The sequence below is a fragment of the Micromonospora sp. WMMA1949 genome (genome assembly GCF_027460145.1).
Taxonomy (GTDB): Bacteria; Actinomycetota; Actinomycetes; order Mycobacteriales; family Micromonosporaceae; genus Micromonospora.
In genome coordinates this window covers 6,214,345-6,234,568 of record NZ_JAPZBG010000001.1, presented here as the reverse complement: position 1 = coordinate 6,234,568, position 20,224 = coordinate 6,214,345, and the positions used below count along the sequence as shown (strand labels likewise).

The following is a 20,224-nucleotide window of genomic DNA, read 5'->3' as shown; positions in this document are numbered from 1 at the left end:
GCCGGGGTTGACGGCCTACCCGCCGCGGGGCAGCGCGGCGGGTACGCTGTGCCGGTGCGCAGGGCGGTGTTCCGGGGTGACCGTCGTGGTTGACGCGGACGACGTCCGCCGGGTGGCGTTGTCGCTGCCCGACGTGGTCGAGATCGACAGTGACGGCTTCGACTTCCGGGTCGCCGGCAAGGGGTTCGTCTGGTCCTATCCCGAGCGCACGCCGGGGAAGCCCCGGCGCATCCGCACCGACATCGCCGTGCTGTACGTGGGCGACGAGGCGGAGAAGCAGGCGCTGCTCCTCGGCGAGCCCGACCTCTTCTTCACCACCCCCGCGTACGACGGGCTGCCCCTGGTCATGCTGCGGCTGGCGCACGTCGGCGTCGAGCGTCTGACGGAACTGGTCACCGACGCGTGGCGGATGCGTGCCCCCGGCTCGCTCACCGGTGAACCCGGCGAGGGCGCCGGCGCGTGACGCCGGCCGTTACGACGACGAGCCGTCGTCGGCCACCCGCTGTCCGTCGAGGATCTGCTCCCGGAGGATGTCCGCGTGCCCGCAGTGCTGGGCGAGTTCGCGTAGGACGTGGAGGTAGACCCAGCGCAGCGGAAGCGGGCCTCGCCGGTGCCCGGTGAGGACATCGTCCAGACCCCGCGTGGCGGTCGCCCGGCGTGAGGCGTCGCGGGCGTCGCGGTACGCCTGCCGGACGCCGGCGATCGTGTCGCCGTCGTCGAGGAGGAACGAGTCCTCCGACCGCTCGGGGATGCCGATCTCGGCACGCGACCGGCCCGTGACGGCCTCGTCGAACCAGACCCTCTCGACGAAGGTCGCGTGCTTCACCAGACCCAGCAGCGTGGTGCGGGAGGCCACCAACGATCGGCGCGCCTGTTCCTCGGTCAGTCCGTCCAGGCAGCGGTCGAGCGCGTCGCGGTGCTCGTCGAGAAACGCCTCGAGCTGGGCCTGGATCGGCTGCGCGACGATCCCGGCGGAGAAGGTGGGCGGAAAGGACGGCATGGACGAAGCATTCCAGATCGGCGCCCACCGCCCGGCGGACAAACGCCGGACCGGTGCCTCACCGCTCGGGCACGCTCACCGGGTCCACGGGCTGACGCGCCGCGACGATCTCGGCATGGTGAGCGACCGCCCAGTCGGCCAGCGCGGAAAGCGGCCCCAGCAGGCTGACACCGAGCGGCGTCAGCCGGTACTCGACGCTCGGCGGCACCGTCGGAAACACCTCACGTTCGACCAGGCCGTCGCCTTCCAGCGCGCGCAGTGTCCGGGTGAGCATGCGCGGGCTGATGCCCTCGACGGCCCGGTGCAACTCGTTGAACCGGTGCGGATGCCGGCCGAGCAGGGTGATCAGCAACAGCGTCCACTTGTCGCTCACCCGCCGCAGCACGTCGGTGACCGGGCAGCGATCGTACTCGCCGGCCGGAACCGGCATCGGCAGCCGATGATCGCGCAGCGAGGCACTCACACCGGTGTGACCTGTGGACATGAAAGTGCCTTCTTTCGCCTCCGCCGACCTGCTGCCCAGGATGAGGCAGGCCGATGAGCAAGACGATAAGGGGGCGACGTGGGCGTCGTGGTGGTCAGTGGCGGCACGAACGGGATGGGACGTGCGTTCGCCCTGGGGCGGGCCGAACGTGGCGACCGCGTCCTGGTGCTCGGTCGCAGCCGTGCACGGGGCGAGGCGATGGCCGGCGGCCTGATCACCTTCGTTCCCGTCGATCTGTCCAGCATGGCCGAGACGCGGCAGGTCATCGCGCACATCCTCGGCGAGCATCAGGTCGTCGACGCGTTGGCGCTGTTCGCCAATGCGGTGGCGCCGCGTCGCGTCGAGACGGCGGAGGGACTGGAGCGTACGTTCGCGCTCTACTACGTCAGTCGCTACCTGCTCAGTTTCGGTCTGCGTCCGGCCCTGGACCGGGCGACCGCGCCGGTGATCGTGAACGTCGCCGGTGTCGGGGTCACGAGAGGCGAGGTGCGCTGGACCGATCCCCAGATGACGGCGGGCTACTCGGCCGTCGCCGCGCAGTTGCAGGCCGGTCGGGCCAACGACCTGCTCGGCGTGGGCTTCGCCCAGCGGTCCGGTAGCCGAGCCCGATACGTGCTCTACCATCCCGGGTTCACCAGGAGCGGTGACCGTAGCGCGCTTCCGGTCGTGGTACGGGGGCTGCTCGCGGTGGCGGCGGCGGTCGCCGCCCGGTCCGTCGCGGACGCGGTGGCGCCGATCCACCGGTTCCTGGACGCGCCGCCGACCGCGCCGGTGACCGCCGTCGACCGGGGGAAGCGACTTCCGCCCGGTTTCCCGACCCTCGACCCCCGTGACGCCGAGCGGTTGATGGACCTCACGGAGCGGCTCCTGCGGTGAGGCGCCGCGCCGACGCTACGGCCGGAAGTACTCGGACATCATGCTGCTCACCCACTCCGGCTGCCGGACGTCGGCGGGGACGAACTCCGTCAGCACCGGCTTCAGGTCGATCACCGGCGTGCCGGCCACCGCGTCGAGGCCCACCACCGTCAGTTCGCGGCCGTCGACCGACTCGATGCGGCAGCACGTGACGCCGATGCGGTTCGGCCGGCGAGGGCCGCGGCCGGCGAACACGCCCATCGGCGGCAGGTCGGCCCGGCCACGGTAGGGGCGGGGCTCCCGGAAGTCGCCCCCGTCCGGGAACCGGTCGAAGACGAACAGGACCTCCACGTGGGAGAACTCCTCCAGGCCCTGCAGACACGCCTCGCCGAAGCGTTCGTCGACGACGATCGTGCTGCGGACCGCACCCCAGTTGTCGCTGTGCTGGATGTCCGTCCGGTCGTTGCGGACCGTGCCGATCGGAGTGATCTCGAAGCCGCTCATGACCGGAGACTAGTTCCGCGTCCCTCGGCTCGGGGCCCCGCTTCGCCGTGAGCCGGTCACGGGGCACACGGGCCGGACCGCCGCCGCTAGGCTCATGATCATGGACATTCTCCGATACGCCGCGTTCACCGCCGACCCCGCCGGTGGCAACCCGGCCGGTGTCGTCCTGGACGCCACCGGGGCGGGCGACGCGGAGATGCAGCAGGTGGCGGCGCAGGTCGGTTACTCCGAGACGGCGTTCCTCGTGCCCGGCGGGGACGGGCGGTTCGCGGTGCGCTACTTCAGCCCGAAGGCGGAGGTGCCGTTCTGCGGCCACGCGACGATCGCGTCCGCGGTCGCCTACGCGCAACGGCACGGCGCCGGTGTGCTGCACCTGGAAACCCGCCCCGGACTGGTCGAGGTCGCCACGAGTGTGCGGGCTGACGGCACCACCACCGCCACGCTGACCAGCGTCGCGCCGCGCACCGTACCGCTGGGCGCGGACGACCTGGCGGCGCTGCTCGCCGCGTTGCGCTGGTCGCCGGACGATCTCGACGCGACGCTGCCGCCGCGTGTCGCGTACGCCGGGGCCTGGCATCCGATCGTGGCCGTCGCGACCCGGCAGCGCCTGGCGGACCTGGACTACGACATGGCGGCGCTGAGCGCGCTGATGGCCGAGCGGGACTGGACGACGATCGACCTGGTGCACCGCGAGTCTCCGCTGGTGTTCCACGCGCGCAACCCGTTCCCGCCCGGCGGCGTGGTCGAGGACGCCGCCACCGGGGCGGCGGCCGCCGCGTTCGGTGGCTACCTGCGGGAGTTGGGCCTGGTACAGCCGCCCGCGACTGTGACCGTGCGGCAGGGTGAGGACATGGGCCGCCCGAGCCTGCTCACCGTCGGCATTCCCGCCGGGGACGGCGCGGGGATCGCGGTGACCGGCACCGCCGTGCCCATTCCACCCGCTGAGGCGGTCCGGTGAGGCCGGACCACTACGATGGCTTCGCCGAGCGGTACGCGGCGGAGAACGAGTCCAGCCTGTTCAACGCCTACTACGAGCGGCCCGCGATGCTGGGACTCGCCGGTGAGGTGCGGGGCCGGCGGATCCTCGACGCGGGCTGTGGCGCCGGTCCGCTGTCCGAGGCGCTCGCCGCGCGCGGGGCCGTCGTGACCGGGTTCGACGCCAGCGCGGCGATGGTCGGGCTGGCCCGCAAGCGGCTGGGCGGTGACGCGACGCTGCTGGTGGCCGACCTCGCCGCGCCGCTGCCGCTCGCCGACGGCGCGTTCGACGACGTGATCGTCTCGCTGGTGCTGCACTACTTCGCGGACTGGACGGCGCCGCTGGCCGAGCTGCGCCGTGTGCTGCGTCCCGGCGGCCGGCTCCTGGTGTCGGTGAACCATCCGATCGGGTACGAGGTGGCGTTCCCGGACGCCGACTACTTCGCTGTCGCGAGCTGGTCCGAGGAGTACGACTTCGACGGGCAGCGCGCCACGCTCACCTACTGGCACCGGCCGCTGCACGCGATGACGGCGGCGTTCACCGGCGCGGGTTTCCGGCTCTCGGTGATCAGCGAACCGCCGTTCTCGCCCGACACGCCGCGCGAGCTGCTGCCCCCGGAACTCGACGGCCGTACGGCGTTCCTCTGCTTCATCTTCTTCGTTCTCGAAGCGCACTGAATCCGAGCGGCGCATAACGTCGGATCCGGGTCGGCTCGTTCGTAGGACGGGTGAGAGGCGGCCGGACCGGCCGCCCGGACAAAGGGAGTCATGGCATGCCGCGGTACCTGATCTCGTTCAACGACGGCGCGATGGACCACATCCCCGCGGAGGAGATCCCCCAGGTGGGCAAGGACGCGCACGCGGTCATCCAGGAGGCGGTGAATGCGGGCGTGTTCGTGTACGGCACCGGGCTCGAACGCCAGCAGGCCAGCATCGTGGGTACGGACGGGGTGGTCACCGACGGGCCGTTCCCGGAGACCAAGGAGGTCATCGGCGGGTTCGTGGTCCTCGACGTGTCCTCACGCGACGAGGCGCTGAAGTGGGCCGCCAAGATCGCCGTCTCGTGCCGCTGCGCCCAGGAGGTCCGGGAGATCATGCCCGACCCCGAGACGGAGGCGATGCTCCGCGCGGCGGGCCGCTGACAGGTCCGATGTCGACGCGACAACGGTGGGCGCGGCACCCGGACGGAGGTCGCGCCCACCATGATCGCTAGCCTCGTGCGGTGAAACGTGAACTCGCCGCGCTGTCCCTGTTGTTCGTCGTCTCCGCGTGCGCACCCGCGGACCCCGCGCCGTCGTCCTCCACAGCACCGTCGTCGTCCGCCGCTCCGCAGGCCGGTTCGACGGCGCCCACGGACAAGTTCGCCGCCGGGGCGTGCAACATGGTGGCCCGGGTGATCGAGCAGCAGGACGTCAAGTTCACCTCGAACACGTCGATCGCCCTGCGTGCGGCGAAGGCGACCGACCCGGGCGTACGGGAGGCCGGCCAGCGACTCGCGGTGGCGGCGAAGGAATCCGGGGACATGTTCGTCCGCAACGACCCGAACGAGGACACCGGCCCGGTCGACGCGCGTATGGCCGAGGCGCAGCGCGGGCTCCTGTCCGCGTGCACGGCGCTGTTCGGGCCGCAGCCGTGGCCGTTCGCCCCGTCGCCGACACCGACCACCTGAGCCGCGGCGCTGATGCCGGCTCATGCCGGGCCGGCGGCCCCGGCGATGGCGAGTGTGTGCTGATACTCGCGCCAGTGGGCCAGCTTGCCGTCCCGGGTCCGCAACACCCCGATGAACGGCGCGGAGGCGGTCACCCCGGTCACCGTGTGCGTGCCGACGAGTTCGTACTCGACCACGATCACCTCGGGATCAGCGGTCTCGTGTACGACCACGCCACGGCAGTCGTCGAACCGCACCGGGAAGGACGCCCGGCCCGCTCGCGTGTACTCGAGAACGGGCTGCTTTCCCTCGGTGCGCGTCGGGTGGCCGGGCGCGGCGAAGGGCGTCTCGACCACCACGTCGTCGGCCAGCGAATCCGCCTCGAAGGTGGGCAGGTTCGCCAACCACCTGGCACGCATGCTCTCGAAGATCTGCTGTGGTGTCACGCCGGCCTCCGCGATAATGAGTCATGACTCGACTTGTGTCCCCGAGAATAATGAGTGGAGACTCACTTTGGTAGAGGGCCCGCCCCTGCGCGCCGACGCGCAACGCAACCGGGCACGCATCCTGGACGCCGCCGAGGCGGTCTTCGCCGAGTTCGGCGCCCGCGCCTCCACCGAGGAGGTGGCCCGCCGGGCCGGTGTTGCCATCGGCACGGTCTTCCGTCATTTCCCCACCAAGGAGGACCTGCTCGCCGCGCTCATGAAGCGACTGCTCGCGCAGCTCGCCGAGGAGGCGGGACGACACGACCTCCTCGGATTCTTCAGACACACGGTGGCGCAGGCCGCCGCGAAGAAGACGGCAGTCGAACTGCTCGCCGGGTCCGGGGTGGACATCCGGCTGCCGGACGCGGTAGGTCACCTGGAGGAGGCGGTGGGCCGGCTGCTGGAACAGGCCCGGGCCACCGGAACCGTCGCCGACTCGGTACGGCTCCCCGAGGTGATGGCGCTGCTCACCGGCATGTGCCAGGGCGCACTGCACGGCGGATGGGACGAGCACCTGCAAGCCCGGACGCTGGCTGTCGTCTTCGCCGGCTTCGAGCGCGGCTGACGGCCCGGCGCGGATCACGCCGCGATAAAACGGTTGGCCCGCCCTGGCGAGCGCTGTTAGCTTGCCGGTGGCCGTGCCGGAGGACGAGGGAGGTGGTACCCGTGACCGCAGTTTCGACATGGGTGCTCCCCTCGGGGGTCACGGCCGGGCGATAGGTCGTCCGGGAGCGCCGTCGCACTCCCGAAAGGCACGACCATGCGCTTCACCTCCGACCAACACCTCGCCGACGGCGTCCGCGAACGCGAGTTCACCCTCGGCGAGATCCCCGGCATCCTGTGGACGCCCGCACCCGCGCCCGAGCCGGACCCGCTGATCCTGCTCGGCCACCCCGGCGGACTGCGCCGGATGTATCCCCGCCTGGCGGCCCGGGCGCGGGGCTGCGTCGAGCAGGGCTTCGCCGCCGCCACCGTCGAACTGCCCGGCGGCGGCGACCGGCCCGCGTCCGCCGCCGCCGAGCAGGCCCGCGCCGACCTGCGCCGGGCCCTGGCAGCCGGTGAGCCGGTTGCCGACGAGGTGGTCGACCGGCTCGTCCTGCCGCTGGTGGAGAAGGCGGTCCCGGAGTGCCGGGCCGCGCTGGACGCGCTCCTCGCGCTGCCCGAGGTCGGCGGCCCGATCGGGTACGCCGGCGGGGTGATCTCGATCGGCGTACGGCTGGCGGTGGTCGAACCGCGCATCGTGGCCGCGCTCCTGTTCGCCGGGAGCTTCGTGCCGCGCGCCATCGTCGAGGACGCCCGGCGGGTCACCATTCCGCTGCACGTCCTGCTGCAGTGGGACGACGAGGGCAACGACCGACAGATGGCGCTGGACCTGTTCGACGCCTTCGCCTCCACGGAGAAGACGCTGCACGCCAACATGGGTGGGCACACCGGCGTCCCGTGGTTCGAGGGGGACGCCGCGAACCGGTTCTTCGTCCGGCACCTGAAGGCGGCGACGACCTCGGCGGATCCGGGGGAGGGGACGCCGCCCGGCCAATAGGGTGATCGCATGGCGCCCGTAACCGGACTGGACCACGTCGTCATCGCCGTGTCCGACTGGCGGGCCGCCACCGACTTCTATCGCGACGTCGTCGGCGCCGAGGTGATCGGCGTCGGCGGCGACCGCGTCGCCTTCCGGATCGGTACGAACCAGTTGAGCGTGCACGGGCCGGGTCTCGACCTCGGCGGCAACCTGGCCCGGATCCCCGTCCGTCCGGGCAACAGCGACATCTGCTTCGTCTGGGCGGGGCCGATCGAGGAGGCGGTGGCGCACCTGCGGCGGCACGACGTCGAGGTGGAGACGGGACCGGTCCGGCGGGTCGGTGCCGGTGGCGCCGGGACCAGCGTCTACTTCCGCGACCCGGACGGGAGCCTGCTGGAGTTCATCTCCTACCAGGAGACGCCGTAACGGGTCAGGTCACAGCGGTGACATGACCAGCTCGACGTTGCGGGCCTCCGTCGCGTCGTCCACGGCGAACTGCAACAGCCAGCGGCCCGGCGCCAACTCGATCTCGTCGTCGCCGTCGGCGTCGCCGACGTAGAGCCGCCCGGAGGGGACGTCCAGCGTCGCCTCGTACGGATGCGTCGCCACCCGCCCCGGCCTCACCCGGATGTCGAGCGTGACGTCGGCCTCTCCCACGTCCGCCATGGCGGCGTGGACCACCGACACGGCGACGTGGTGCGTAGTGGCGAACACCGGGCCGTCGCCGTCGTGGAAGTCGATGTCGAACTCCTCCTCGCAGTCCGCGTCCCGGAAATAGACGGCACCCCAGTGGTAGGGGCGGACCCGGCGCACGTGCTGGTCCCCGGTCACGCGGACCCCACCGGCGACGCCCAGGTGGGCCGCCGGATCAGGCAGAACGGGTGGCCCGCCGGGTCGGCGTACACGTGGTCGCCCGGCAGCCGCCGTGCCCCGAGCGCGAGCACCGCCGCGCCCGCCGCGTCCTGGTTGTCGACCATGACGTCCAGATGCATCTGCTGCGGCACCGCCGGATCCGGCCATGTCGACGGCGCCAGATCGGGGGCGCGCTGGAACGCCAGCCCGGACGCCGCCGTGCTGGCCGATACGACGGCGAAGTCGTCGTCCGCGTACGTGATCGGGTCGCCGAGGACGGCGCTCCAGAACCGTGCCTCGGCTATCGGATCCGGGCAGTCGACGATCAGGTGGTGGAGCCGGCCGAGTGGCATCGCGATCACCTCGTCAGCTCAGCCGCAGGTCGTGTTCGGCGAGGGCGGCCTCGATGATGCCCAGCGCCTTGGGTCCCATGCCGTGCAGGCGGGCCAGTTCCGCGCGCGGCACACCGGCGAGGCGGCGCAGCGTGGTGTAGCCGGCGGCGGTCAGCGCCCGCATGGCCGGCGCGCTGATCTTCGGCAGACTGTCCAGGGACGACGTCATCGCCCGATGCTAGACCGCCGGCAGCCCGGTCCGATGCCCCGGCGAGCGCCCGGCCGCCCTGGACGGGAACTGGTCTCTGCTCATGTGGCCTTCAGGGCGGACTCGGGGAGAAGACCCGAGGGGCATCTCGGGGCGTTTCCGTATGGGACTCGGGTGGGCCGCCGCTGAAGAATCGACTGGCATCCACAACGGGGAGGTGCCGTGTACCGACGTACCGTGGCCGTCGCTCTGGCCGTGATCACCGTCCTGGCGGGACTACCCGGCGCGGCGCACGCCGGGCTCCCGCCACCGCGCCTCGTCTGGGGCGAGTGCGCCGACGATCTGCCGGACGTCCCACCGGATGAGCGGGTGCGGTGCGCCCGGCTGCGCCTGCCGGTGGACTGGGCCCGGCCGGACGGCCCGACGTTCGAACTCGCCGTGGCGCGCCGATCCGCGCGCGTGCCGGAGCACCGGGTGGGCACGCTGGTGTTCGGGCCGGGCGGCCCCGGCGACTCGGGGGTGGAACGCATCCGCAAGGGCGACCGGTTCAGTGACGAACTGCTGGACCGGTTCGACCTGGTCAGTTTCGATCCGCGTACGGTCGCCCGCACCGCCGCGCCCGCCTGCACGCCGGATCCGGTGCTGCGCAAGCCGCCCGTCCCGTTGACCGGTCCGGCGGACTTCGACGCCGCGGTGGCCTACAACCAGGCCCTGTGGAGCAGGTGCCGCCCGACCAGCCCGGTGTACGACCACGCCGACACGCTCAGCACCGTCCGCGACCTCGACGCCCTGCGGCGGGCGCTGGGGGAGCGGCGGCTGTCCTTCCACGGAAGCTCGTACGGCACGCTCCTGGGCCAGCAGTACGCCGAGCGGTATCCCGGCCACGTGCGGGCGGTCGTGCTGGAGGGCGTGTTCGACCACAGCCTCGACGTGCGGTCCTTCGTGCGGACGCAGGCCGCCACGTTGCAGGACTCGTTCGACGAGTTCGTCTCCTGGTGCGACAGGTCCGCGGACTGTGTGCTCCACGAACGGGACGTACGGTCGGTGTGGGCGCGGGTGCTGGCCCGCGCGGACCGTGGCGAGTACGCCCCCCGTACCCCCTTCGACGTCACCGCCGTGGCACTCGGCCTGCTCGCCGGCCCGCGCTGGCCGCAACTGGCCGCGATCGTGCGGGACATGGACGCCGGCACGCCGCCACCGGCTGTGAACTTCCCGCTCTCGGTCGCGGCGTTCTGCGCGGACTGGCCGGCGCGGGTGCGCGACTACGCCGACTACGCCGGCTTGGTCCGCGACGCCGTGGCCGTCGCACCGGACGTCCGGTACGGCGCCGGTCTGCTGGCCGTGCAGACCTGCCTGGGCTGGCCGTCCCCGGTCCGCAACCCGCCGCACGCGCTGAATGTGCACACCCGCACGCGGCTGCTGCTGCTCAACGCCCGGCACGATCCCCGCACCGGCTACGCCTGGGCGGTGAACGTCGCCCGGCAGCTCGGCCGGCACGGGCGTCTGGTCACGTACGAGGGCTGGGGCCACGGCACTTACCAGCGCAACGACTGCGCGGAGGCGGTGGTGGACAGATACCTCGTCGACCTGACGTTGCCGGCCCCTGGCGCGCGATGCCCGGCATGACCCGGCGGGCTGCTAGACAGCCGGTCCCGACGCCCCGGCGAGCGCACGGCCCGCCGGCCGCCGGCGCGGCAGCGCCGCCAGGCCCAGCGCGAGCAGCAGCAGGACCGTGCCGACCAGGAACGGCAGTGACATGGCGGGCTGGCCGAGCCACTCCCACGGCACGTGCCAGCGCGGGTGCGGCTCGCCCAGGTGGTGCGTCAGCATCAGCGGCGCGCCGAGCAGGATCGGCGCGGCCCAGAACACCATCGCGACGCCGTACAGGACCTTCGCCGGCCCCTGCACCAGCGACCGCCGTCCCTCGGTGCGGCGGCTGGCCCAGCCGAACAGCGTCCAGCCGCCGACCGCGCCCAGTGCGAAGGCGAGCAGACCGGCGGGGTAGGCGGCGCCGGGGGTGGCGCGGCTGAGGGCGAGGCTCATCGAGCCGTCCGCGGTGAGCTCCACGGCGAGGATGTGGTCGCCGCGCTCGGCGTACACGGTGACGTCGGAGGGGATGGACGCCGGGTCGCAGCGCGGACTGCCGGGGGCGCAGCCGTACGCGTCGGACCGGACGGGCTCGCTCTGCTCCCAGCCGGCGGCGTCCAGGCGCTGCCGCAGGTCGGTGAGGCCGCCCGCCGGCGTCTGGTCGAACGACGCGGTCAGCTCGGCCAGCGCGTACTCGCCGCCGTCGCCGAGCAGCAGCTCGGACAGGAGGTCCTCGTTCAGCGGGTGGCCGTAGATGAGGAACACGGCGGGCGGGTCGTCCTGGTCGAGGTGGCTGACCTGCCGGTCCGGGTAGAGCTGGCCGACCACGGCGGCGAGGTCCCGGTGGTCGAGCGGGCGGGAGCCGAGCCACGCGAGCCAGGTGCCGAACGACGCGGCGAACAAGCCGCAGACCACCGCGAACACCGACGCCCAGGCCACCACGCCGCGGCTCGCCGGCCGTCCCAGCCGGGCACGCAGACCATGGCGTACGAGATTCGCCGCGACCCGGGTACGCCGGTGGGCCGCGCCGACGTCCCGTACCGTCTCCAGGATTTCGGCCCCGCGCGCGCGGCGGTAGTCACGGGGGTAGGCCAGCAGCAGCCAGCGGTGCATCGGTGTCTCCCTACGGGCCGCGACGGCGGGGGTCAGGCGGTGCGGGGCCGCAGGGCGCGCAGCCGGGCCTCGCCGGCGGCGGCGAGCTGCCGCAGCCGTTCGGTCTGGCGTGCCAGCTCGGTCCGGCCGTCGGCGCGCAGCCGGTAGTACCGGCGCAGCCTGCCGTCGACCACCTCTTCGTGGCTGAGTTCGACGAGGCCCTGCGCGACCAGCCGGTCCAGGGCGGCGTAGAGCGTGCCCGGCAGCAGGTTGACGCGACCGCCGGACAGGCCGGCGACCTCCTGGATGATCCCGTAGCCGTGGCGCGGCTCGTCGGCCAGCGCGGTCAGGATCAGGAAGGTCGCCTCGCGCATCTCAGTCACCGGGGCAACATATACAGCCGATCAATACATGGTCAACGGTCGCCGAGCAGTTGCCGCTCCACCATGAAGGCGCGCAGCCGCCCGGCGTCCTCGGCGGACATCAGCCACCGGGGGATCACCGTGGCGGGCATCCGTCCCACGTACACGATCCAGAAATCCGGGGTCTCGGTGACCCGCTCGACGCCGTCCCAGGCGATGCCGCCGGACTCCGAACCGCTGCGCATCATGATGTTGCGGTCGTCGATGTCGTAGCCACCCTCGACCGCGTAGCCGCCGGACCGGCGCCGTGCCCGCCACCGCACCCACGGCGCGTACAGCATCGACAGCACGCCGGCCACGATGAACGCGGTCCACAGCGACGCGAAGCGGTCACCCCGCTCCGACGCCTGTGAGACGATCCAGCCGATCACCCCGATCGCGGCGAGGACCGCGCCGATGTAGCCGAACCGGCGCAGCCGGGCGGCGGCGAGCGCGGCGGCCACGCGGGCCGGATAGGCGGGGTCGGCCGGTACGGCGAAACGGATCTGCACGCCCGAACGATAGTGCCCCGCCCGCCTGTACCGGACTGGACCCGCGCGGCCGGTCAGGTGCGGCGCAGCACCAGCGTCACGAACCCCAGCACGCCGCGGTATCCGCGTAGCCACTGGTCCCGGTGCTCCCGGGCGGCGGTGAGCGCCCCGGCGGCATCCGGGTGACCCGGGTTGTCCAGCGCCCACTCGGTCAGCGAACCGGTCCACGACCACTCGTAGTCGTCCCACTCGGCGGCGTCGCTGACGTGCGCGTACACCGGGGTCCAGCCGGCCTGCTCCGCGGACGCGACCAGACCGGCGAGGTCGCTGTGGTCCTCGGGCTTCGCGCCAAGCGCCGCCAGTGCCTCCGGCGTCGGCGGCACCTGCCAGAATCCCTCGCCCACCATCAGGATGCCGTCGGCGTTCACGTGCCGGCCGGCTAGTTCCAGCGTCCCGCCGAACCCGTCGAACGCGTGCGTCGACCCGACGCAGAGCACGAGGTCGTAGTCGCCGTCCGGCACGTACGACCGGGCGTCGCGCTCGTGCAGCGTGAGCCGGTCGGCGAGGCCCCGCACGGCGGCGGCGTCAGCAGCGCGCTCCAGCGCGTACGGGCTGAGGTCCACACCGTCGGCGTGCCCGTCCGGGTGGTGCGCGAGGGCCTGCAACGCCCAGGCGGCCTCACCGCAGCCCAGGTCGAGGATGCGGGCCGCCGGCCGGCGACCGGCCCGGCGCAGCAGCCGGTTGACGTTCACGCCGGAGACCGGGGCCGCGATCGGGTGGTGCGAGTGCGCGATGCTGCTCAGGCGTTGACGGTCCATCGCCGCAGTCAACACGAGCACGGCCGGATTGTCGTGCCGGGTCAGGTGCGGCAGACGATCGTCGCGTCGTCGGTGGCGACACCCTCGCGCGCCTCCGCCTGCCGGACCCGGTGGATGACCTCGGCCGGACCGTCGCTGTCCAGCAGGCGCAGCAGCCCCGGCCAGTCGGTCAGGCCGAACGTGTCCACGAGCCGGCTCGCGCCGTTGCTGAGCAGCGCCGCCGCTGTCACGTCGTCCGCCGGGCCGCTGCCGGTGACCGCCTCGTCCACGACCGTCGGGTCGTCCTTCGCGACCCAGAAGCCACCAGGGCTGTTGCGGCGGGATCGCAGTTCCATCATCAGCCGCCGGTACTCGTCGCCGCCCTTCGGCACGTCCTTCAGCCGCTCCTCGAAGGATCGCGCGATCACCACCTCACGCGGATCGTGGGCGACGAGCGGTTCACCGCCCGCCCGGCCGACGACAGCCACCGCGTCGCCGAGGACCAGGTGCTCGACGGTGCCGCCGGAGAACCGGAGCATCGCGACCGCCGCGAACGGGCTGATCGGATGCGCGACATCGCAGGTGTCGCGGTGCTGGTCGGTGACCCGCTCGATGCCCTCGGCCAGCACGTCGCGCAGGCTCCGCTCCTCGGCCAGCGCGCCCAGCAACGCACCGCCGAGCCGGGTCGCGTACCAGGCGATGCCGTGGTGACAGACCTCGTCCGCGCCGGCGATGCCACCCGCGCCGTCGACCAGGACCAGCCCGCACGGTACGGCGCCGGCGAAGTCCTCATTGGCCCGGCCGGGATGCCCCGCGTCGGTCGCCATCGCTACCCGCATCGGCTCATCATGCCCGGGCCGGCCGGAACGCGATGTCCCTCGCGGCTTGATCTGAAGCGTGGTTGAGGTTCTAGCGTCGTGCTCACCCGACCACCGCCGGAGGTAGATCACCATGACGACGCCGCACCTGTCCGACGCCGAACTCGCGGGCCAGCCGGCCGCCTACTGGACGGGCGTCGCGTACGAATCGCTCATCGCCTTCACCCGGGCCCAGCAGGCCGCGCACGGCTTCACCCAGCCCCAGTTCTGGCTCCTGCGCAACCTGTCCCCGAACGACCTCCTGCCCGGCGGCGGCGGACTGACCGTTCCCGAGCTGCGGCACGCGATGCGCTCGTACCTGCGGGCCGAGGACGACCTGGACGCCGAGGCGGAGGTGCTGCGGGAACACGGCTGGCTGACCCGCGACGCGGACGGCCGGCTGCGGATCACCGAGGCGGGGGAGGCCGCCCGGCTCCGCCTCAAGCAGCACGCGCCGGGGATCCGGGCCCGTATCCACGACGGCGTCGACGACGCCGACTACGTCACCACCCTCAAAGTGCTCCGGCGGATGATCCGGAACACCGGCGGCGCCGTGTAGCGCAGGGACCCGCCTCAGGACGCCCGAAGCCGCCGGATCGCCAGGAGGGCTCCCTGATGGAGCAGCACGCCGGCACCGGTGTTCGCGACGGCGAGCACGGCCGCGCCGAGCAGCCCGGCGCCGACGTCCGTCACGCCGGTCGCGACCAGCAGGGCCGGCCAGCCCAGCGCCGCGGCGACGAGCGACGACCGCCACCAGCGCCCCAGGACAAGCCCGAACAGGATCAGCACCGGGATCATCGCGGGCGACCTCCCACCGTCGGCTCGTTCGAGCGTACGCCCGGGTCGGCCCCGCCGGTCGTCGCTGCTGCCGGAAACGGCCGTACGGGCGCGGCCGGCCCGCCAGGATGAGGTGATGCGCGCCAGTCAGAAGATCCGCCACCGGCACGCCGACGTCGACGGCCTGGAGGTGTTCTTCCGCGAGGCCGGACGTCCCGGCGACCCGGCGGTGCTGCTGCTGCACGGCTTCCCCAGCTCGTCGCACACGTTCCGCGAGGTCATGCCCACCCTCGCCGAGGTCGCGTACGTGCTCGCGCCCGACCTGCCGGGCTTCGGCATGTCGTCGTCGCCCACCCTCGGCGAGTACGACTACACGTTCGAGAACCTGTCATGGACCGTCGAGCGCCTGCTCGCCCTGCTCGGCGTGGACCGCTTCTTCGTCTACCTGCACGACTTCGGCGCGCCGGTCGGCTACCACCTGGCCACCCGAGCCCCGGAGCGGATCCGCGGCCTGATCGTGCAGAGCGGCAACGCGCACGCAGACGGGCTCGGCGCGCAGTGGGACACCGCGCGGGCGTACTGGGCCGACCCGGGCGAGGCCACCCGCGCCGCGCTGCCGGACTGGCTGACCTTCGACGGCACCCGGGACCAGTACCTCGCCGGGCTGCCCACGCACGTACGCCCGCTGCAGGCACCTGAGGCGTGGCACCTGGACTGGGAGCGGATGACCCGGCCCGGCAACGTCGAGGCGCAGTTCGCGCTGTTCACCGACTACGCGAACCACGTCGCCCGGTTCGGCGAGATCGCCGCCTACCACCGGGCCTGCCAGCCGCCGGCGCTCGTGCTGTGGGGCCGGCACGACGCCTACTTCGACGTGGACGAGGTCCTCGCGTACCACCGTGTGCTGGACCGGATGCACGCGCACCTCCTCGACGGCGGCCATCTGCTGCTGGAGACGCACGCGGCCGAGTGCTCCGCCCTGATGCGTGCGTTCGTCCGGGACCACTCGTGAGCCGGGAAGCCGCCGACTTGGGCCCGCGGCTGAAACACGAGCTGTATCACCGGCTGCGGCCGATGACCGGCCGTGACCCCGGCGAGAAGGGCCGGTCCACCACGCCGCTGGAGCTGCTGTACGACCTGACGTACGTCGTCGCGTTCGGAGCCGCCGCCGACCAGCTCGCCCACGGCATCGGCGACGGGCACGTGGGAGCGGCGCTCGGCGCCTACGCGTTCGCGATCTTCGCGGTGACGTGGGCATGGATCAACTTCACCTGGTTCTCCTCGGCGTACGACAACGACGACGCGTTGTTCCGTGGCGCGACGCTCGTGCAGATGCTCGGCGTCGTCATCCTCATCTTCGGGCTGCCGGTGAGCTTCGACGCCACCGCCGAGGGCGGCAGCCCGAACAACCTGCTGCTGGTCGTCGGCTACATCGTCATGCGCGTACCCATCATCGGGCTGTGGCTGCGCGCCGCCCGCCAGGACCCCGCGCACCGCCGGACCACCGTCGCGTACGCGGTCACGATCGCCGTCGCGCAGGTCGGGTGGCTGCTGTCCGCGATCCTCCCGCTGCCGGTCGGCGTGGTCGTCGCCGCGCTCGTGCTGCTGGCCCTGGCCGAGATGGCCGCGCCGTGGTGACGGAGCGGCGGCTCGGCAGCCCACCGTGGAACGCCGGTCACCTGGCCGAACGGTTCAGCCTCCTGACGCTGATCACGCTCGGGGAGGTGGTCGCCGCCACGACCGCCGCCGTCGGGGCGCTGATCCGGGAACAGGGGTGGAGCGTCGCCGCCGTCGTGATCATCGCGTCCGGGCTCGTGCTCGCCGCCACGCTCTGGTGGGCGTACTTCCTCGTGCCCTCCCGGCCCGTCCTCGAACGGTGGCCTGCTCGCGCGTTCGCGTGGCGCTACGCGCACCTGCCGATCTTCGGCGCCATCGCCGCGGTGGGCGCCGGACTGCGCGTCGCGACCAGCGCCGTCGAGGAGGAGAAACTCTCCGCGCTCCAGGTGGCGCTCTCGCTCGCGGTGCCGATGGCCGCGCTGCTCGTCATGATCTTCGTGACGTGGAGCGTGCTCCTGCACTCCTACGACCTGACGCACGTGCCGCTGCTGGTAGCGTCGCTCGTACCGCTCGCGGCCGCCGTTGCCGTCCCGTCCGTGCTCGGCGCCACCGGGCCGGTCCATCCGGACGACCGGGCCAGCCTGACCGCGCTCGTCGCCGCCATCGCGCTGGTCGCCTTGTCGGGGATCGTCGAGGTGGTCGGGCACGAGACGGTCGGCTACCGGCACACGATGCGGGCGCTCGACCGGGGCTGACGTCACGACGTGCGCGGCGGCTTCGCCTTCTGCGGGTGGAACGTCTCGTGGCGGGCCAGCATGGCGACGAACTCGCCGATCTTGCGCGTGCGGGTCTCCGCGCGCTTGACGGCATTGAGCCGGTGGATGAGTGCGAACCTGTTGGCGCTGGTGAGCACGTCGAACATGGCCTGGGCGGCGGGCTCGGCCGCGATGGCGGCGAGCAGGTCGGCCGGCACCTCGGCCTCCGACGGCGGCGCGTAGGCCGCCGCCCATCGGCCGTCCGCCTTCGCGGCCTCCACCGCGGCCCGGCCCGCCGGCGTCATCCGCCCCTGTTCCTCCAGCCGGGCCACGTTGGCGACGTTGCGTTGCGACCAGGCGCTGCGGGCCCGGCGCGGGGTGAACCGGATCCAGGAGCTCTCGTGGTCGCGCTTGCGGGCCTGCCCGTCGATCCAGCCGAAGCACAACGCCTCGTCGACCGCCTGCTGCCAGGTCAGCGTGGTGAGCGTGCCGCCCTTGCGGGTCAGGGCGAGCCAGACGCCGGGCGACGTGTCGTGGTGGGCGGACAACCACGAGCGCAGCCCTTCCGCGTCGGGCACGATCAGCTCGTCCAGCTCGGCGGTTCCCATGACCGGCAGGCTATGCCGGGGGTACGACATCGGCGCCGGCCCGCCGCTCGTGCGACCGGCGGGCGGCCAGCAACTCGTCCAGGTGCGCCTCGCTCCACGACCGGGCGGCCGCGACCAGCGTCAGCAGGCTGCGGCCCAGCGGCGTCAGCGCGTACTCCACGCGCGGCGGGTTCTCGTCGTAGGCGGTACGCGTGACCAGCCCGTCGCGTTCCATCGCCCGCAGCGTCCCGGCCAGCACCTTCGGCGTGACCGTGCGCAGCGGCACCCGCAACTCGGTGAACCGGCGCGGCCCGTGCTCCAGGCACAACACCACCATCGCGGTCCACTTTTCGCCGATCCGCAGCGGCATCACCCGCGACGGGCACGCGCGATCGAACATGTCCGGATCGAGCGGCGTCATCGCCCGAGCGTAACGCCGGTACCGTTGCGGTAACCGGCATCCGGCGCTCTAGCGTCGCGCCATGACCAGCATCGCCGTCTTCGGCGCGGGCGGCCGGGCCGGCCGCGCGATCACCGCCGAGGCCCACCGCCGCGGCCACCGCGTCACCGCCGTCGTCCGCGACCCCGCCCGTCATCCCGACCTCACCTCCGCGGTACGCGGCGACGTCACCGACCCGGAGACGGTCACCTCCATCGGGTACGGGCACGACGCCGTCGTCCACGCGGTCAGCCCGGCGTCCGGTCCGGAGGCACTCGCCGCCGCCGGCCTCGATCCGGAGTTCTTCGTCCGGGCGGCCGACGCGCTGCTGCACGGCCTGGCCCGCGCAGCCGTGCCCCGGCTCGTGGCGATCGGCCTGTTCGCCACGCTCACCGACGCGCGTGGCCGGCCCCTCTACGACGACCCGGCCGTTCTTCCCGCCGAGTTGCGGCCGTTCGCGCTCAGCCACGCCGCCGGCCTGGACCGGCTCCGCGCGGCGGACACCACAGTCGACTGGCTCGTGCTCACCCCGCCGGCCGCGCTGGACGTGGAGGGCCCTCGCACCGGCCGGTACCGCCTCGGCGGCGAGCAGGCCCCGGCGTCGGCGTACCTGTCGTACGCCGATCTGGCGGTGGCGGTGGTTGACGAGATCGAGTCACCGCGCCACCACCGCACCCGGGTCTCGGTCTTCGCCGAGGCCCCGGCCTAGCCGGCCGCCGCGTTGTGCCGCGCGACCAGGGCCGGCAGCTCGTCCAGCGAGTCGATGCGGAACAGGCACCGCTCGGCCACGTCCGGCATGTCGAGGATGTGTCCCCACGGGCCGCGCCGGATCAGGCACGCCGACATGCCGGCGGCCATCGCGGGCGCGGCGTCGTTGTCCGGCCGGTCACCGACGTACAGGATCGCGGACGCGTCGCCGCCGCCCTCGCGGACGACCCGGTCGAAGAACTCCGGCGCCGGTTTCGCCACGCCCCAGGCCGCCGACGTGCCGATGACGTCCACCGGCAGGTCCAGCGCCCGCAGCGTCGCCTCGGCGTGCTCCGGCTGGTTGCCGGCCAGACCGACGCGCAGGCCCTGCTCCCGCAGGGCGGCCAGGCAGGCCCGCGCGTCCGGGTAGAGGTCGTCGGCGCCGAAGGACTCCGGGTCACCGGCGGCGACCCGGCGCGTCAGTTCGGCGGTGAGGTCGAAGTCCGGCCGGAACGCCCGGAACACCTCCTGGTAGTCCAGGCCCCGGGCGATCACCGCGCCGAAGACGGCGGAGAACGTGTGCCGGGGAACGCCCAGCCAGTCCGCCCAGGTCGCGAACTCGCGCGTCTCGTCGAGGATCGTCCCGCCCACGTCGAAGAAGACCGCCTGGATCATCAGCGGATCGTACTGTCGTTGATCAGCCAGTGGGGGGCGCCCGGGTGGCGCAGACTGCCCGCATGAATTCCGCCTTCCTCCCCGAACCGCCGCAGAGCCCGGCGGCGAAAGCCGCGTACGAGGACGACCTCGCCGCCGACGGCTACGTGAACAACCTCACCCGCGTCTGGTGCTGGCGACCCGACGTGCTGATGTCCTTCCAGAACACGCGCACCGAACTGCTGTCCGAGTCCACGTTGTCCTCGCGGGAGGTGGCCGTGCTGGTCGCCGCCACCGCTGCCGCGCGCGGCGACTCGTACTGCTCGCTGGCCTGGGGCGCCCGGCTGGCCGGGATGAGCGACGAGGCGACCGCCGCCGGGGTCCTGCGCGGCGACGAGGCGGACCTGTCCGAGCGGGAGACGGCTCTGGCCGACTGGTCCCGCCGGGTCGTGACGGATCCGAACGCCACCACCGAGGCCGACGCGCAACGCCTGCGCGACGTCGGCCTGAGCGACCGGGAGATCTTCGAGGCGACCACGCTGATCGCGTTCCGGCTGGCCTTCTCCACGGTGAACGACGCGCTCGGCGCGCGGCCGGACGCGCAACTGGCGGAGAAGGCGCCGAAGCTGGTCCGGGAGGCGGTGACGTTCGGCCGCCCGGTTTGAACGAGCGGGTCCC

The 20,224-nt window shown here is 72.9% G+C and carries 32 protein-coding genes; 16 read left to right on the top strand and 16 right to left on the bottom strand.

Translation table 11 applies throughout. From position 1 onward, the window contains the following. The first annotated feature begins 85 nt into the window (after positions 1-85). Entirely contained in the window at positions 86-463 is a 378-nt protein-coding gene (locus tag O7607_RS29195; RefSeq protein ID WP_269707107.1) for an MmcQ/YjbR family DNA-binding protein, read from the top strand. Between the two features lie 9 nt (positions 464-472). On the opposite strand, the gene O7607_RS29190 is transcribed toward O7607_RS29195, so the two are convergent. Then, on the bottom strand, positions 473-1,000 hold the full coding sequence (locus O7607_RS29190; protein WP_269706663.1) for a DinB family protein: 528 nt from the start codon (positions 998-1,000) through the stop codon (positions 473-475). 58 nt (positions 1,001-1,058) lie between these two features. After that, complete coding sequence (locus O7607_RS29185) at positions 1,059-1,463, bottom strand: winged helix-turn-helix transcriptional regulator (protein WP_269706662.1); 405 nt, start codon at positions 1,461-1,463, stop codon at positions 1,059-1,061. 99 nt (positions 1,464-1,562) lie between these two features. Here O7607_RS29185 and O7607_RS29180 point away from each other — a divergent pair, with 99 nt between their 5' ends. Next, the gene (locus tag O7607_RS29180; RefSeq protein ID WP_269706661.1) at positions 1,563-2,360 is read left to right on the top strand and encodes an SDR family NAD(P)-dependent oxidoreductase; all 798 of its coding nucleotides are present in this window, start codon (positions 1,563-1,565) and stop codon (positions 2,358-2,360) included. A 15-nt stretch (positions 2,361-2,375) separates the two neighbouring features. Here O7607_RS29180 and O7607_RS29175 read toward each other — a convergent pair whose 3' ends face one another. Then, complete coding sequence (locus tag O7607_RS29175) at positions 2,376-2,843, bottom strand: SAM-dependent methyltransferase (RefSeq protein WP_269706660.1); 468 nt, start codon at positions 2,841-2,843, stop codon at positions 2,376-2,378. Positions 2,844-2,943: 100 nt separating this feature from the next. On the opposite strand from O7607_RS29175, the gene O7607_RS29170 reads away from it, so the two are divergent. The 4 genes from O7607_RS29170 to O7607_RS29155 all read left to right on the top strand — a co-directional run bounded on the left by O7607_RS29170 (position 2,944) and on the right by O7607_RS29155 (position 5,487). Continuing rightward, positions 2,944-3,801, top strand: a complete 858-nt coding sequence (locus O7607_RS29170) for a PhzF family phenazine biosynthesis protein (RefSeq protein ID WP_269706659.1) — start codon at positions 2,944-2,946, stop codon at positions 3,799-3,801. After that, entirely contained in the window at positions 3,798-4,496 is a 699-nt protein-coding gene (locus O7607_RS29165) for a class I SAM-dependent methyltransferase (protein ID WP_269706658.1), read from the top strand. Before O7607_RS29170 ends, O7607_RS29165 begins: the two co-directional genes overlap by 4 nt. A gap of 95 nt (positions 4,497-4,591) precedes the next feature. Further along, positions 4,592-4,960 carry a YciI family protein gene (locus tag O7607_RS29160; RefSeq protein WP_091427285.1) on the top strand — a complete coding sequence of 123 codons (369 nt, stop codon included), beginning with the start codon at positions 4,592-4,594 and terminating at the stop codon, positions 4,958-4,960. 80 nt (positions 4,961-5,040) lie between these two features. Then, a complete protein-coding gene (locus O7607_RS29155) occupies positions 5,041-5,487 on the top strand; it encodes a hypothetical protein (RefSeq protein ID WP_269706657.1) in 447 nt (148 codons plus the stop codon). Positions 5,488-5,507: 20 nt separating this feature from the next. On the opposite strand, the gene O7607_RS29150 is transcribed toward O7607_RS29155, so the two are convergent. After that, complete coding sequence (locus tag O7607_RS29150; RefSeq protein ID WP_269706656.1) at positions 5,508-5,912, bottom strand: nuclear transport factor 2 family protein; 405 nt, start codon at positions 5,910-5,912, stop codon at positions 5,508-5,510. A 67-nt stretch (positions 5,913-5,979) separates the two neighbouring features. Between O7607_RS29150 and O7607_RS29145 the strand changes: the two genes are divergently transcribed. The 3 genes from O7607_RS29145 to O7607_RS29135 all read left to right on the top strand — a co-directional run bounded on the left by O7607_RS29145 (position 5,980) and on the right by O7607_RS29135 (position 7,899). Next, a complete protein-coding gene (locus O7607_RS29145) occupies positions 5,980-6,516 on the top strand; it encodes a TetR/AcrR family transcriptional regulator (RefSeq protein WP_269706655.1) in 537 nt (178 codons plus the stop codon). Positions 6,517-6,711: 195 nt separating this feature from the next. Then, positions 6,712-7,491 (top strand): alpha/beta hydrolase, encoded by a 780-nt coding sequence (locus tag O7607_RS29140; RefSeq protein WP_269706654.1) that lies wholly within the window; start codon positions 6,712-6,714, stop codon positions 7,489-7,491. A gap of 9 nt (positions 7,492-7,500) precedes the next feature. Next, entirely contained in the window at positions 7,501-7,899 is a 399-nt protein-coding gene (locus O7607_RS29135) for a VOC family protein (RefSeq protein WP_269706653.1), read from the top strand. A gap of 9 nt (positions 7,900-7,908) precedes the next feature. Here the strand turns inward: O7607_RS29135 and O7607_RS29130 are convergent, their stop codons facing one another. Genes O7607_RS29130 through O7607_RS29120 form a run of 3 tightly spaced genes read right to left on the bottom strand, consistent with a single transcriptional unit; the run spans position 7,909 to position 8,886 of the window. Beyond that, positions 7,909-8,304, bottom strand: coding sequence for a hypothetical protein (locus O7607_RS29130; RefSeq protein ID WP_269706652.1), 396 nt, complete (start codon positions 8,302-8,304; stop codon positions 7,909-7,911). Continuing rightward, entirely contained in the window at positions 8,301-8,678 is a 378-nt protein-coding gene (locus O7607_RS29125; protein WP_269706651.1) for a VOC family protein, read from the bottom strand. The genes O7607_RS29130 and O7607_RS29125 overlap by 4 nt, the downstream gene beginning before the upstream one ends. Before the next feature lie 13 nt (positions 8,679-8,691). Further along, a complete protein-coding gene (locus O7607_RS29120) occupies positions 8,692-8,886 on the bottom strand; it encodes a DNA-binding protein (protein WP_269706650.1) in 195 nt (64 codons plus the stop codon). Positions 8,887-9,087: 201 nt separating this feature from the next. On the opposite strand from O7607_RS29120, the gene O7607_RS29115 reads away from it, so the two are divergent. Then, the gene (locus O7607_RS29115; protein WP_269706649.1) at positions 9,088-10,491 is read left to right on the top strand and encodes an alpha/beta hydrolase; all 1,404 of its coding nucleotides are present in this window, start codon (positions 9,088-9,090) and stop codon (positions 10,489-10,491) included. A 12-nt stretch (positions 10,492-10,503) separates the two neighbouring features. Here the strand turns inward: O7607_RS29115 and O7607_RS29110 are convergent, their stop codons facing one another. The 5 genes from O7607_RS29110 to O7607_RS29090 are packed head-to-tail and all read right to left on the bottom strand — an operon-like array spanning position 10,504 to position 14,072. Next, entirely contained in the window at positions 10,504-11,565 is a 1,062-nt protein-coding gene (locus O7607_RS29110; protein WP_269706648.1) for a hypothetical protein, read from the bottom strand. Between the two features lie 32 nt (positions 11,566-11,597). Beyond that, positions 11,598-11,918: a PadR family transcriptional regulator gene (locus O7607_RS29105; RefSeq protein WP_269707106.1), complete on the bottom strand. Its 321-nt coding sequence runs from the start codon at positions 11,916-11,918 to the stop codon at positions 11,598-11,600. Between the two features lie 41 nt (positions 11,919-11,959). Next, positions 11,960-12,457 (bottom strand): YcxB family protein, encoded by a 498-nt coding sequence (locus O7607_RS29100; RefSeq protein ID WP_269706647.1) that lies wholly within the window; start codon positions 12,455-12,457, stop codon positions 11,960-11,962. 53 nt (positions 12,458-12,510) lie between these two features. After that, positions 12,511-13,254, bottom strand: coding sequence for an SAM-dependent methyltransferase (locus O7607_RS29095; protein WP_269706646.1), 744 nt, complete (start codon positions 13,252-13,254; stop codon positions 12,511-12,513). Positions 13,255-13,295: 41 nt separating this feature from the next. After that, on the bottom strand, positions 13,296-14,072 hold the full coding sequence (locus O7607_RS29090) for a hypothetical protein (RefSeq protein ID WP_269706645.1): 777 nt from the start codon (positions 14,070-14,072) through the stop codon (positions 13,296-13,298). Between the two features lie 112 nt (positions 14,073-14,184). Here O7607_RS29090 and O7607_RS29085 point away from each other — a divergent pair, with 112 nt between their 5' ends. Beyond that, a complete protein-coding gene (locus O7607_RS29085; protein ID WP_269706644.1) occupies positions 14,185-14,649 on the top strand; it encodes a MarR family transcriptional regulator in 465 nt (154 codons plus the stop codon). A 14-nt stretch (positions 14,650-14,663) separates the two neighbouring features. Here the strand turns inward: O7607_RS29085 and O7607_RS29080 are convergent, their stop codons facing one another. Then, positions 14,664-14,888 carry a hypothetical protein gene (locus O7607_RS29080; protein ID WP_269706643.1) on the bottom strand — a complete coding sequence of 75 codons (225 nt, stop codon included), beginning with the start codon at positions 14,886-14,888 and terminating at the stop codon, positions 14,664-14,666. Positions 14,889-15,003: 115 nt separating this feature from the next. Between O7607_RS29080 and O7607_RS29075 the strand changes: the two genes are divergently transcribed. The 3 genes from O7607_RS29075 to O7607_RS29065 all read left to right on the top strand — a co-directional run bounded on the left by O7607_RS29075 (position 15,004) and on the right by O7607_RS29065 (position 17,179). Then, positions 15,004-15,879 (top strand): alpha/beta fold hydrolase, encoded by an 876-nt coding sequence (locus O7607_RS29075; RefSeq protein WP_269706642.1) that lies wholly within the window; start codon positions 15,004-15,006, stop codon positions 15,877-15,879. Positions 15,880-15,941: 62 nt separating this feature from the next. Beyond that, a complete protein-coding gene (locus O7607_RS29070; protein WP_269706641.1) occupies positions 15,942-16,505 on the top strand; it encodes a low temperature requirement protein A in 564 nt (187 codons plus the stop codon). Next, entirely contained in the window at positions 16,499-17,179 is a 681-nt protein-coding gene (locus tag O7607_RS29065; RefSeq protein ID WP_269706640.1) for a low temperature requirement protein A, read from the top strand. Before O7607_RS29070 ends, O7607_RS29065 begins: the two co-directional genes overlap by 7 nt. 2 nt (positions 17,180-17,181) lie before the next feature. On the opposite strand, the gene O7607_RS29060 is transcribed toward O7607_RS29065, so the two are convergent. Both O7607_RS29060 and O7607_RS29055 read right to left on the bottom strand, forming a co-directional pair. Beyond that, positions 17,182-17,787, bottom strand: coding sequence for a YdeI/OmpD-associated family protein (locus O7607_RS29060; RefSeq protein WP_269706639.1), 606 nt, complete (start codon positions 17,785-17,787; stop codon positions 17,182-17,184). 10 nt (positions 17,788-17,797) lie between these two features. Then, complete coding sequence (locus O7607_RS29055) at positions 17,798-18,187, bottom strand: winged helix-turn-helix transcriptional regulator (RefSeq protein ID WP_269706637.1); 390 nt, start codon at positions 18,185-18,187, stop codon at positions 17,798-17,800. A 61-nt stretch (positions 18,188-18,248) separates the two neighbouring features. Between O7607_RS29055 and O7607_RS29050 the strand changes: the two genes are divergently transcribed. Next, positions 18,249-18,914: an NAD(P)-dependent oxidoreductase gene (locus tag O7607_RS29050; RefSeq protein WP_269706636.1), complete on the top strand. Its 666-nt coding sequence runs from the start codon at positions 18,249-18,251 to the stop codon at positions 18,912-18,914. On the opposite strand, the gene O7607_RS29045 is transcribed toward O7607_RS29050, so the two are convergent. Continuing rightward, complete coding sequence (locus O7607_RS29045) at positions 18,911-19,567, bottom strand: HAD family hydrolase (RefSeq protein ID WP_269706635.1); 657 nt, start codon at positions 19,565-19,567, stop codon at positions 18,911-18,913. The two genes, O7607_RS29050 and O7607_RS29045, sit on opposite strands and share 4 nt — an antisense overlap. A 62-nt stretch (positions 19,568-19,629) precedes the next feature. Between O7607_RS29045 and O7607_RS29040 the strand changes: the two genes are divergently transcribed. Next, entirely contained in the window at positions 19,630-20,211 is a 582-nt protein-coding gene (locus O7607_RS29040; protein WP_269706634.1) for a carboxymuconolactone decarboxylase family protein, read from the top strand. Positions 20,212-20,224 lie beyond the last annotated feature (13 nt).